Raw genomic sequence first — 12,849 nt, 5'->3', positions numbered from 1 at the left:
GGACATCAAACGCCGCCCGGGCGACGAGCGCGAACGGCGGTCAGAATAATCCGGGCGCTATCACGTGGCACGGTTTCGCGGCGGGGCGGCGGCGAATGCGGCGGCCACCGCCTCACGCATAGGCTTCGGTCTGAACTCCCTGTCGTACAACGTCGGTCGGCGAAGCGCTTTGTCCTTGCGCGGTTCGAACCCCTCGATCCAGCTGTATCGGTCGCACAGCCCCCAGCTGAGCACGTCGCGCACAGCCGGATAGCTTAATGTCACATCCAGATATCCCTTCGTGAAATCAGCGACGGCGCGATCCCGTGGCGTGATCTCGGTCGGCAATCCGTTGTCGCGCACGTCGAGTTCGGTCAGCACCAGTGCATAGCCCATTTGCGTCACGGCATCGAGGAACTGTCGCCAGTCCCGTTCGAGCCGAGTCACGCTGGCCCTGGCATCCAGACCCTGGGTCACGAGATGCGACTGCACGCCAAGCGCGTCCACGGGCGTCCCACGGCGCTTGAACCCTTCGAGCAGTTTGAGCACGCCGGCACGGTGGGATGCGTTTCCCGGCTCCCAGCTCATGTAATCGTTATAGACCAGTTCGGCGCGTGGGGCCCCGGCACGCGCGGTGTGGAACGCCAGGTCGAGCGTCGCCTCCGCCCCGCCAATCGCGGTCGACAGGCTGGTATCGTACAGCTGCCCGTCTGACGGGCGGACGGCTTCGTTGACCACGTCATAGCTTTCGATCCGCTTCCCATAACGCGCCAGGACGGTATCGATATGCGTGGTCAGCAATCGCTCACCCTCGCGTTTCGGCGTCGCGCCGAAATCGTAGCTGTTGAGCCATCTGGGTAACCATTTGGGTTGATGCCACAGGAGGTTATGGCCCCGCGTAGCCAGGCGCTTACTTTCGGCCCAGGCGACGATGGCGTCGAACCGTTCGAACGCGAAGGCGGTCGGCGACGGCCGCAAGGCCTGCCACTTCATTTCATTTTCAGCGACGATCACCCCGCACTCCGCCGCGACGAGCCGCGCGTACGGTGGGTTGGCAATCGACCCACGATCGGCACCCGCGGTGCCCCAGCTGATAGCGGAGCCGAACCGCAAGCCCTTGCGCCGCGCCAGCACGTCGAGGGAGGGCGGGATGTCGGTCCTTGCCACAAGCGGGGAAGCCACCGCACCCATGATACCGGCCATCAGAACGTCGCGACGTGCAAAACCGGTCATGATCAACCTCTTCGAGGAGTAACACTATCGATGATGGCGTTAACTCTCGAAGGTTGGGGGCGTGACGTCAAGGATTGGCATTGGCCACTGGGGAGCGCGTAAGCCGTCCGTTACCCACGGGTATCCAAGCCTCACGACGATGAGGTCAGGGTCTTGCTACTTGGCACGTTCGATCAAACGGAAGGCGCACGGAACGATCACGGCTTCCAATACGCGGTTGCGCACCGGAAGCCGTGATCGTTGCCCGGTTAGAAGTTCAACCGGAAGCCGATGTCATAGCGCGGCCCGAAGTTCTGATAGCCGAGCAACTGGTTATCGAACCGACCCGTCGTGATGTACTTGGCGTTGAACAGGTTGGTGCCCTCGATGAACACCTGCGCGTTCTTGGTCACGGTATAGGCCGCACTTCCGTCGAACTGGCCGTAGTTCCGAACGAAGACGGGTTCGTTGCCAGGGCCGCCCGCAAGCGTCTGCAGGAACCGCTCGCGCCGGTTATAGGCGATGCGAGCCGAGACGCCGTATTTCTCGTAGAAGACTGTCCCGTTCTGCGAGTTGCCGATCCCCTCCGCAGCGAACGACTGGCCGACTTGCGTCACGTCGAAGCTCCGATTGGTGCTGACGAAGGTGGCGTTCGCTTGCACGCCGAAGCCGCTGAGGATGCCCGGTGCCCAGTCGAGCGTATGGACAAGGTTGAGTTCGAGCCCGCGGATATCGAGCGACTCCGCATTGCGCGGCCGCCGTACGCTGAACCGCGCGGTGTTCAGGCCGGTGATGAGTCCGCCGACGGGCAAGTTGCCGGAATTTGCGATCGTGAAGTTTTCCGGTGCGAAGGTCTGAACGATGAAATCGTCGATGCTCTTATAGAACACCGCCGCCGACAGAGTCGTCGTCCGCGTCGGATAATATTCGAACGACAGATCGAAATTGGTCGCGCGATAGGGCTTGAGTTCAGGGTTGCCCCCGCTTGCGGTCAGCGTCGCCGGACGCAGCGTATCATAGTTGAGGTTCGGCGCGAGATCACCGATCGCAGGACGCGTCAGCGACTTGTAGGCGGCGAAGCGGGCCTGGAACTTGGGCGCGATGTTCACCCGGACGTTCAGGTTCGGCAGGAACGTGTTGTAGGTCGATTCCTTGTCGACCGAGACCGTCTGACGGTTGTTGGCAAAGACACCGTTGTAGATGGTGGGATCGCCCGCCACCGGCAGCAGGTCCGTCAACTGCAATTGCTGCCCGAACGACCGCAACTCTGTGTGCTCGTAACGCGCACCGACGTTGACGAACCACGGAACGCCGCCAAGCGTCCCCTCGAAGTCGACGTCGGCATAGCCTGCGTAGACCGTCTCTCGGACCCGCGTCGAAGGCTGGGCCGTCGCGGCATAGCCGTTCGAGGCTGCATAGAGCGCAGCCGTCGTCCCCGGTGCGTTCCCGCGCGCCCGGTCCAGCGCCGCCGTTGCGGCTGGGCTGGTCAGGAAGTTCAGATAGGCACGTGGATCGAAGGTAAGGAACGACGTTGGCAACTGGCTCGAGCCGAACGATCCGATGGAGAATGGCGAGAGCAGCGAGGAATCGGCGAAGGTCGAATAACCGCAATAGACGCAGCCGACGTTCGGATCGGACGTGATCGGCACGTTCTGCTTGTCGCGCGATGTCCGCATCAGGCCGAACCGGAGCACCTTGAGCGCGCCCGAATCAGCTTTCCACTCGGTGTTGAGGCGATATTCGGTGACCTTTTCGGTCACGTCATTGCCACTGACGCCGGCGATGTGGGTTTTTCCGAGCGTGGGATCGGACAGCGCCCCCGATGCATAGCCGAAGGTCGAAGGGATCCCGCCGCCTTCCGCCGCCGTGAAGCTGTACGGCGTCGGGGTTCCGATCACCGCGAAATAGGATTTGCCGCCGCCCGAGTTCTTCGCGCGCGATTGCGTCGCATCGAGCACGACCTTGACGGTGTCGCTGGGCTTCCATTCGACGTTACCGCCGAATTCGTATGTTGTCGTCTCACGCACGCTGCCCGAGGCGATGAAATCCGCGTTGCCGTTGGTGCTCAGCCCGGTGATCGACCGATTGGAGTCGATCGTTGCCGCCGTGTAGTTGGAAGGCTCGAACCAACTGCCGAGGCCGTGGCCGCTCTGGTCGCTCTTGAAGCGGTTGTACAAGCCGTCAACAGTCAACGTCAGCGTGTCGGTCGGGGCATATTGCCCGACCAGCGTCGCGCCGAGCCGCGTGCGGCGATCGACGGTGTTGGTGATGTTCTGGTTCCGCGGCGCGTAGACGTTGGTGAACAGCGGCGCGTTGTTGGGGCCGACCGACGTGTTGGGGATGTAGCCGTCGTTCGAAATCGAATCGATCGACGCAATGCGCTTCTGATAGGACAGCGACGCGAGCAGCCCGATCCGGCCGTCGGCGAACGTGTCGCTGAGCAGGCCGAACAGCTGCGGCGTGAATTTCTCGCTGTTCTTTTCGTACAGGCCCTTGGCGCTGAACACGCCCTTGAACTTCTTCAGATCGAGCGGGCGCGGGGTCTGGACGTTGATCGTCGCGCCGATGCCGCCGCCCTGCAGCGGGGCCTGCGTGCTCTTGTAGACCTGCGCGCCGCTGATCAGTTCGGCGGGGATCAGATCGAACGAGAAGGCGCGGCTGTAATTGTCCGAGGCGAAGCTGCGGCCGTTGAACAGCACGGTATTGAATGCCGGCCCGAGCCCGCGGACGGTGACCGACTGGCCTTCGCCGCTGCTGCGATCGATCGCGACGCCAGGAATGCGCTGGAGCGATTCCGCGACGTTCGCATCGGGGAACTTGCCAAGGTCTTCGGACGAGATCGCATCGAGGATGCCAGACGCGTTACGCTTCTGCGAAGCCGACGAAGCGAGGCTTCCGCGGATGCCCGTGATGACGATGTCCGGTGACGCGGCATCCTGCGCCAGCGACGGCGGAACAGACGTATCAGCACCGGCGGTATCCGCGGGGATCCCGGCCTGCGACGGTGGCTGTGCCTGAGTCTGTGCCTGCGCCGGCATGGCGGCTGCCAGCATCACGACAGCGGCCACTGCGGTGCTGCCCATCAACCCACCAATACGCCGATTGAATGACTGCGTCTGCGAAAAGTCCGACATATATCCTCTCCCCCTTTTCTACTCGTTCCGCATCATCTGTACGGATTTCCTGAAGCCGGTTTATTTCATTTGTCCGATATATCAAGGTCTATTCGCAGGGCCCGTTTTGCGCGATAGGGGCGATCAGGGAGAGCGCATGCAAAAGCAGCAAACCGGAACCAAATCCGACATAATCCGGACGATCGTGGTCGTCGGCGGGGGATCTGCCGGCTGGATTGCGGCCGCCAGGCTCGCCGCGAAGGGCGCGCGCGGATCGGACGATATCATCGTCAAGCTGGTCGAATCCGCCACCGTGCCGACGATTGGCGTTGGCGAGGGAACGTGGCCGACGATGCGCAACACGCTTGCCAAGATCGGCATCGGCGAGACCGAGTTCCTGCGATCGTGCGATGCAGCGTTCAAGCAGGGGGCTCGGTTCGTCGGCTGGAAGGACGGATCGGCGCGCGATGCCTATTACCATCCGCTCAATCCCCCGGCGGGTGCAGCCGACCTGAACTTGTCGCCGCATTGGCAGGAGTTTGTTGCGGAATCACCGGACCGTGATTTCGCCGACTGGGTCGATTTCCAGCAGGCGCTGTGCGACGCCGGTCTTGCCCCGAAGACGATCACCGCGCCCGAATATGGCGGGGTCGCCAATTACGCTTATCATCTCGATGCGGGCAAATTCGCGACGTTGCTTCGCGAACACGCAGTGGGTCGGCTCGGGGTCGAGCATATCATCGGTGATGTGACGGACGTGGTGATGGCCGACAATGGCGACATCGCTTCGCTTGACCTGGCCGACGGCGGCAGCGTCGCCGGGGATTTGTTCATTGATTGCACTGGGTTCGCAGCACGCCTGATCGGGAAGGTGTACGGTGTGCCCTTCCGGCGGTGCAATGACATCCTCTTCGCGGACCGCGCGATTGCGATGCAGGTGCCGTATCCCGATGAGAATACGCCGATCACCAGCCATACCGTATCGACCGCGTCGGATGCCGGGTGGATCTGGGATATCGGTCTGTGGGCACGCCGCGGCACGGGCTATGTCTATAGCAGCGCGCATATCGACGACGATGCTGCCGAGGCTGCGTTGCGCGCCTATGTAGGGCCGCAGGCCGAGCACCTCTCGACGCGACGTATCTCGATCGAGGCGGGGCATCGCGAGCGGTTCTGGCAAAACAACTGTGTCGCCGTGGGCTTATCGGCGGGCTTTCTTGAACCGCTGGAGGCGTCCGCGCTGATGCTGGTCGAGGCGTCGATGGACGCGATCGCCGATCGCCTGCCGCGCACGCGCGGCGCGATGGACACCGCGGCGCGTCAGTTCAACGAATCCTTCCGCCACCATTGGGAGCGGATCATCGAGTTCCTCAAGCTGCATTATGCGATCACCAAGCGCACTGATACCGCCTTCTGGCGCGATAATGCCGCACCGGAGTCGATCCCGGATGCGCTGAAGGAGCGCCTCGACCTGTGGCGGCAGCATCCCCCGGCGCCGCAGGATTTCGCGCATGCGCGCGAGGTTTTCTCCTGGCCGAGCTATCAATATGTCCTCCACGGCATGGAATTTGAGACGCAATATCCGACAGTTGCGGCGTCATCCCCAGACGCGGTCTTAGCGCGCCGTTGGGTCGGGCGGATCGAGCGGATGCGGGGGGATGCGGTGGCGCAGATGCCGAGTCACCGCAGTTTGCTGCGTGCGATCCGTGAGCATGGGTTGCAGGCGGTATGAGCCGGATCGTCCCGCTCGATGCTGCACGGCACCATGCTGTTTGCGTCGATACGATGGCCGGCGCGGCGGCTCGGCAGTTCGTGCAGATCGGGCTGTCGGAAATCGCGTTGGCGGCGGCGGACATGCCGCTGTTTCTCGTCAAGGATGGGCAAACCGGCCGGTTCAACCTGGTCGCGCTGTTCGGTCTCATCGAGCAGCGCAACCTGTTCTGGCAGCAGGGCGGAATGCAATCGACCTACCTTCCGCGGGCTGCCTCGCTGACTGCGTTTCGGCTTGATCCCGAGGGATTAGAAGGGGTTGGGCTGGATGAAGCAGACCCAGCCTTAAGTTTGCGGGGCGAACCGCTGTTTGATTCCGACCGATCTGCGACGCCGTTTTTGACGTCCATCCGGGACGCCCTTGGCGCGGTGATCGCGGACGTCGCTGCCGCACAGGCGTTGATCGACACCTATGCGCAACTCCGCGTGATACGGCCCCTGTCGCTGGTGCTGCGGCATACGGATGGCCACGAACATGCGATCGCGGGGCTTTACGGACTGGACGAGGAGCAGCTGGCGGCGCTTGACGATGCGACGGTTGTTGCACTGCACCGTGCCGACCGTCTCGCGCCCGCCGCGGTGATGACGGCGTCGCTTGCTCAAGTCGAACGGCTGAAACAGCTGCATAATGCAGCACAATTGCGTCCGATCGCGTCGTTTCAACTGACGTTTTCAGCCTGAAAGCCGCAGTTTCGGTCGATTTTGACGCCATATTATGCAGCCATTGCGCGCGGCGCGGGCACACCGGCGTTTGCCGGCAGGCATAATCTAGTAGGACTAATATATCTGGTCGGCTACGCTGCCGTTCAAGACCCGAAGACGGGTATTTGGGACGGGGGATAGGATGCGAACTGTGTCGATCGTGCTGGCGTGTTGCGCGCTCGTCGCTTCGCCTTCTACCCATGCCAAGGGCAATGCCGCCGCCGCAGTCCCGCTCGCCGCGCCAGCCGTGAAGCAGCGGATGATCGTCCTGAGCGACATCGAAGCCGACCCCGATGACACGCAGTCCTTCATCCGGCTGTTTCTCTACGCCAGCGAGATCGATCTCGAAGGACTGATCGCGACGACGTCGGTTCATATGAAGACCGCGATCCACCCCGATTCGATCCGCCGCATCATCCAGGGCTATGGGCAGGTGCATCCCAATCTGCTGAAGCATGAGGCCGGTTTCCCGACCCCCGATCGTCTGCGGTCGCTCGTCCGCGACGGGCAGCCGGGCTATGGCATGGCGACGGTCGGCGCTGGCAAGGACACGCCGGGATCGCGGCTGATCGTCGAGGCGCTCGAGCGGCCCGATCCGCGGCCGCTGTGGATCTCGGTATGGGGCGGTGCGAACACGCTGGCGCAGGCGCTTCACGCGATCCGCGAGACGCGATCGCCCGAAACGGCCCGGCGGCTGGTCGCCAAGCTGCGGGTCTACACCATCTCCGATCAGGACGACGCCGGTGCGTGGATCCGCAAAAGCTTCCCCGATCTGTTCTACATCGTCAGCCCCGGCGGGTATGGCGCGGGCACCTGGACCGGGATCCACACGCTGATCGACGGGGCGGACAACAGGACGATCAGCAACGCGTGGCTGCGCGACAACATCCAGCAAGGGCATGGACCGCTTGGCGCACTCTATCCCGACGTGTCCTACGGCATGGAAGGGGATACGCCCGCGTATCTGTCATTGATCCCGACCGGGCTGAGCGACCCGGAACGTCCCGACTGGGGCGGGTGGGGCGGCCGGTATGAACTCTATACCCCGCCGGTCGCGACCACCGACCCGAGCGGTTTCAGCGGGGTGACCATCGTGCCGGAAACGCGGCCGATCTGGACGAACGCGATCGACACGTACACGCCGCAGGTCGCGCGCGCCTATGGCCGAACGGACGGTCCCGGCGAGCGGCAGATCAAGGACTTCCGCGCCGGGATCTGGCGGTGGCGCGACGATTTCCAGAACGATTTCGCCGCCCGCATGGCGTGGACGACCCGACCGTTCGCGCAGGCCAACCATGCGCCGGTCGTCCACCTGGCCCACCCCGACCGGCTTACGGTCAAGTCGGGCCAGCGCTTCGTGCTGAGCGCGCGCGACAGCACCGATCCCGACGGCGACAGCCTGAGCTTCCAGTGGTTCCACTATGCGGAGATCGGCCATTGGCAGACGGGAATAGCGAACGGCATTGCCGCCAATATCCATACCGTCGATTTCACCGCCCCGAGTGTCAGCGAACCGCGCGAGGCGCATTTCATCGTCCGCGTTACCGACAAGGGCGATCCGCCGCTCAGCCGATACGAACGCGTGATCGTCACGATCACACCCTGAGCCACGCTTTCCCAGGAGTTGGACCTCACATGCGATCCTTTCGCCGACTATTCGCGCCTGCGCTGCTTGCGGCGGCTACGCTCATCGCGCCCGCGTACGCCGACGCGCCTATCATCCAGACGCGCTTCACCGCCGATCCCGCGCCGCTGGTGCATGACGGCGTCGTCTATCTCTACACGAGCCACGACGAGGACGACGCCGATGGCTTCAAGATGCTCGACTGGCGGCTGTACAGTTCGACCGACATGGCCAACTGGACCGACCGGGGCGTGGTCGCCTCGCTCAAGACCTTTCCCTGGGCGGTGCAAAGCAACGACGCCTGGGCGCCGCAGGTGGTCGCGCGGGACGGGAAATTCTATCTCTACACGCCAATCAGCGTCGCGGGATCGCCCAAGAACGTGATCGCGGTGGCGGTCGCCGATACGCCTGCCGGGCCGTTCCGCGACGTCCTCGGCAAGCCGCTGATCGCCCCTGAGAACGGCTATATCGATCCGACCGTGTGGATCGACAAGGACGGGCAGGCCTATCTCTACTGGGGCAACCCGGACCTGTGGTACGTCAAGCTCAACCGCGACATGGTGTCCTATTCAGGCCCGATCACGAAGGTGCCGCGGATCATCGATTATCAGGAGGGGCCGTGGTTCTACGAGCGCAAGGGCCGATACTACATGGCGTTCGCCTCGACCTGCTGCTCGGAGGGGATCGGCTATGCGATGAGCGCGAAGCCGACCGGACCGTGGACCTACAAGGGTCCGATCATGGACCACGATACCCGCGCGACGGGCAATCATCCGGGGATCATCGACTATAAGGGCGGCTCCTATGTGTTCGGGTTCAGCTATGAACTCAACTTCGCGCTGACGCCGATCCATCACGAGCGCCGATCGGTATCGGTCGCCAAGTTCACCTACAATGCGGACGGCACGATCCCCAACCTCGGCTGGTGGGACAAGGCGCGCGCGCCGCAGATCGGGACGCTCGATCCCTATGCCCGGGTCGAGGCGGAAACGATCGCGTGGACGTCGCGGATCAAGCGCGACCGTGACCGCGCCTTCTTGTGGGTGCCGGGGGTCACCACAGCGCAGGATGATCGTGGGCGGGTCTACGTCACGCGCACCGCGGATCGCAGCTACATCAAGGTCACAGGGGTCGATTTCGGCGCGAGCGGCGCGAAGGCGTTTCGCGCCGGTTTTGCCAATGGCGCACCCAATGCGAAGATCGAACTACGGCTCGACCGGGTCGACGGCGCGGTGATCGGGACGATGCCGGTCGGCGCGAGCGGAGCGGCGGGGCAGTGGCGTGAAGCCAGCGCAGCGGTGTCCGGTGCGCGCGGGGTTCATGACCTGTATCTGGTGTTCCGGGGCGGCGATGCACCGTCGCTGGTCGATGTGGATTACTGGCGGTTCGACCGTTGAAGATTTCGCACAGAGGGGAATGTCGCATGAAAGCTCGCTGGATGGCGACCGCCGCCGCCGCCATCTTGACGGCAAGTCCGACGCTCGCGCAGTCGCCCACGCCGCCGACCGGTCTCGACCCGCTTGGGCATATGCGGACCGCAGCCACTGCAGCGGACTCGGCGTTCCACTTCCAGCGGCTGCGCAACGGGGTGCAGTTCACGCTGGGCGGCGTGACCAAATCGGTGATCTTCTACGCCCCCGGCGTGGTGCGGGTGAATGCCAATCTCGGCCAATCCTATTGGACGCAGCGCAGCCTCGTCGTGATCCGCGAACCCGATGCAGTGCCGTTCACGGTCCGCGAAACCGCCGGCACGCTCGAACTGTCAGGCGCAAAACTGCGCGTCGTAATCGACATCCGCACGGGAGCGGTCAGCTATTACGCTCCGTCCGGACGGTTGCTCACGCAGGAAAAGCGCGATGCGCCGCAGTCGATCGACAAGCGCGTCCTAGCCGACGCACCGACCTATGAAGTGGAGAACCGCTTCACGCTGAAGCCCGACGAGGGCATTTACGGCTTTGGCTTCACCAGCGACGATGCGGTGAACCGGCGCGGCAAGGACCTGCTGCTCGTCCAGACCAATGTCGGCATCATCATCCCCGTGATGGTCTCGACCGAGCGGTACGGCGTGCTGTGGGACACCTATTCGCAGATGCGCTTCAAGGACGATGCCGATGGGGCGCGGCTATGGGCGGAAAGCGCGCCGGGCGGGGTCGATTATTATTTCATGGCCGGCGACACGATGGACGGGGTGGTCAAGGCCAATCGCTGGCTGACCGGCGAAGCGCCGATGTTCCCCAAGCAGGCGTTCGGGCTGTTCATGAGCAAGGAGCGCTACCCGACGCAGGACCGCCTCGTCGAGGTCGCGCGGACCTTCCGCAAGGAGCAGTTTCCGCTCGATTACATCGTGCAGGACTGGCAATATTGGGGCAGCGACAAGGACGGCAGCTGGTCCGGGATGATCTGGGACCCGAAGCGCTATCCCGACCCGGCGGGCATGAGCCGGGAGATCCACGACCTGCACATGAAGCTGATGGTGTCGATCTGGCCGTCGGTCGGCAACGACACGCCGCTGGCAAAGGAACTCGACCAGTCCAATTTGCGGTTCGCACCGCTCCATTGGATCTCCAAACAGGCGCGCGTCTATGATGCGTACAGCGCCAAGGCGCGCGGGATCTATTTCAAGTACATCAAGTCCGGCCTGCTCGACAAAGGCGTCGACGCGCTGTGGATGGACGGGACCGAGGTCGAGGTCAGCTCGGCGATGTGGAACCCGGTCGACAATGTGCGTGATACCAAGGCGCTCGGCAGCAATGCGATGGGCGACTTCACACGCTATCTGAACCCCTATTCGTTGCTGACGACGCAAGGCACCTATGACGGGGAGCGCGCGACCAGCGACAAGCGCGTGTTCACGCTGACGCGGTCGGCGTGGGCGGGCGCGCAGCGTACGGGGGCGGTGTCGTGGTCGGGCGACATCTACGCGAGCTGGAAGACGTTCGCCCAGCAGGTGTCGGGCGGGGTCAACGTCACGATCACCGGCAACCCTTATTGGACGCAGGATACCGGTGGCTTCTTCGTCAGCGATTTTCCCGGCGGTGAAAAGAACCCCGCGTGGCGCGAGCTGTTCGCGCGCTGGTTCCAATATGCGACGTTCAACCCGATCATGCGGGTCCACGGCACCAACGTCGAACGCGAGCCGTATATCTTCAAGACGCTCGATCCGGCGGTCTACAAGACGCTGCTCGACAGCGTGAACCTGCGCTACCGGCTGCTGCCCTATATCTACAGCCTGAGCGCCAAGGTGACGTCCGACGGGTACACGCTGATGCGTGCGCTGCCGATGGATTTTCCGGACGATCCGGCGGTGCGCAGCATCGACGACAGCTTCATGTTCGGGTCGTCGTTGCTCGTCCACCCGGTGACGCGGGCGATGTACAATATCCTGCCGTCCGGCGCGACCGTGGTGCCGACCGAGACCCTCCGCACCGCCGACGGCAAGCCCGGGCTGACGGTTCAGTATTTCGCCGGCGAGAATTTCGAGAAACCGGCGGGCACCGTGGCCGATGCGAAGATCGATCACACTTGGCCCGATCCGCCGCTCGCCGAACTGCCGCCGGGCCTGACCTCGCTCAGCCACTTCTCCGCGCGCTGGCAGGGGGAGCTGGTCGCGCCCGAGGACGGCGAATATGAGATCGGCCTGACGGGCAACGACGGGATGCGGATGTTCCTGGGCGGCAAGCCGGCAATCGACGACTGGAACCGCAGCGCGACCCGCACCCGGGTGGTGCGGCATACGCTTCGGAAGGGCGAACGGCTGCCGGTGCGGCTCGAGTTCTTCCACCCGGAGGGCGGGCGGGTGTTCCGCTTCGTCTGGCGCACCCCGAGCGAGCTGAAGCGGGATGCGGTCGCGCTCAGCGCGCCGCGCGATCTGACGATGCGGACGTATTTGCCGCGCGGGAGCGACTGGTATGATTTCTGGACCAACCAGCGTTACCGTGGTGGCGAGACCGTCGCGCGTGCGGCCCCGCTCGATGTGATCCCGCTGTATGTCCGCGCAGGGTCGATCGTCCCGATGGGGCCGGTGCTGCAATATGCGACCGAGCGACCGGATGCGCCCTATGAGATCCGGGTCTATCCGGGGGCGGACGGGACCTTTACGCTCTACGAGGACGATAACGAGACCTATGCTTACGAGAAGGGTCAGTCGGCGCGGTATGATTTGCGTTGGAACGATGCCAAGCGGACGCTGACGGTCGGCGCGCGGCGAGGGACTTTCCCCGGCATGGTGCGTCAGCGGAGCCTGAAGGTGATCGTGATGGACCGCTCCGGGCGCGCAAACACGGTGCCCGCAGCGGCGAAAGTCGTCCAGTACGATGGGCGCGCTGTCCGTGTGCGGTTCGACGCCGCGCGCTGATTGCGGCAGGCGGTTCGGGCAAAACGCGGCGGGCGGGCGCGCTTGCGCGACCATCCGCCATACGGATGAGCGTTTCGTACGGAGCTATCCGGGCA

At 63.9% G+C, this 12,849-nt stretch carries 7 protein-coding genes; 5 read left to right on the top strand and 2 right to left on the bottom strand.

All coding sequences use genetic code 11. From position 1 onward, the window contains the following. Positions 1-60 precede the first annotated feature (60 nt). Positions 61-1,212, bottom strand: a complete 1,152-nt coding sequence (locus ABIC17_RS13525) for an endo-1,4-beta-xylanase (protein ID WP_354282535.1) — start codon at positions 1,210-1,212, stop codon at positions 61-63. A 248-nt stretch (positions 1,213-1,460) separates the two neighbouring features. After that, the gene (locus ABIC17_RS13520) at positions 1,461-4,325 is read right to left on the bottom strand and encodes a TonB-dependent receptor (protein WP_354282533.1); all 2,865 of its coding nucleotides are present in this window, start codon (positions 4,323-4,325) and stop codon (positions 1,461-1,463) included. 136 nt (positions 4,326-4,461) lie between these two features. Between ABIC17_RS13520 and ABIC17_RS13515 the strand changes: the two genes are divergently transcribed. From ABIC17_RS13515 to ABIC17_RS13495, 5 genes are all read left to right on the top strand, one after another. Next, positions 4,462-6,036, top strand: coding sequence for a tryptophan halogenase family protein (locus tag ABIC17_RS13515; protein WP_354282532.1), 1,575 nt, complete (start codon positions 4,462-4,464; stop codon positions 6,034-6,036). Beyond that, positions 6,033-6,755, top strand: a complete 723-nt coding sequence (locus ABIC17_RS13510; RefSeq protein ID WP_354282530.1) for a SapC family protein — start codon at positions 6,033-6,035, stop codon at positions 6,753-6,755. Before ABIC17_RS13515 ends, ABIC17_RS13510 begins: the two co-directional genes overlap by 4 nt. A gap of 163 nt (positions 6,756-6,918) precedes the next feature. Then, on the top strand, positions 6,919-8,382 hold the full coding sequence (locus tag ABIC17_RS13505) for a DUF1593 domain-containing protein (RefSeq protein ID WP_354282528.1): 1,464 nt from the start codon (positions 6,919-6,921) through the stop codon (positions 8,380-8,382). 29 nt (positions 8,383-8,411) lie between these two features. Then, positions 8,412-9,797: a glycoside hydrolase family 43 protein gene (locus ABIC17_RS13500; RefSeq protein ID WP_354282526.1), complete on the top strand. Its 1,386-nt coding sequence runs from the start codon at positions 8,412-8,414 to the stop codon at positions 9,795-9,797. Between the two features lie 26 nt (positions 9,798-9,823). Then, complete coding sequence (locus ABIC17_RS13495) at positions 9,824-12,754, top strand: TIM-barrel domain-containing protein (RefSeq protein WP_354282524.1); 2,931 nt, start codon at positions 9,824-9,826, stop codon at positions 12,752-12,754. The last annotated feature ends 95 nt before the right edge of the window (positions 12,755-12,849 follow it).

It is taken from the genome of Sphingomonas sp. PvP056 (assembly GCF_040549155.1).
Lineage (GTDB): Bacteria > Pseudomonadota > Alphaproteobacteria > Sphingomonadales > Sphingomonadaceae > Sphingomonas.
This window is presented reverse-complemented; position numbering and strand designations above follow the sequence as displayed.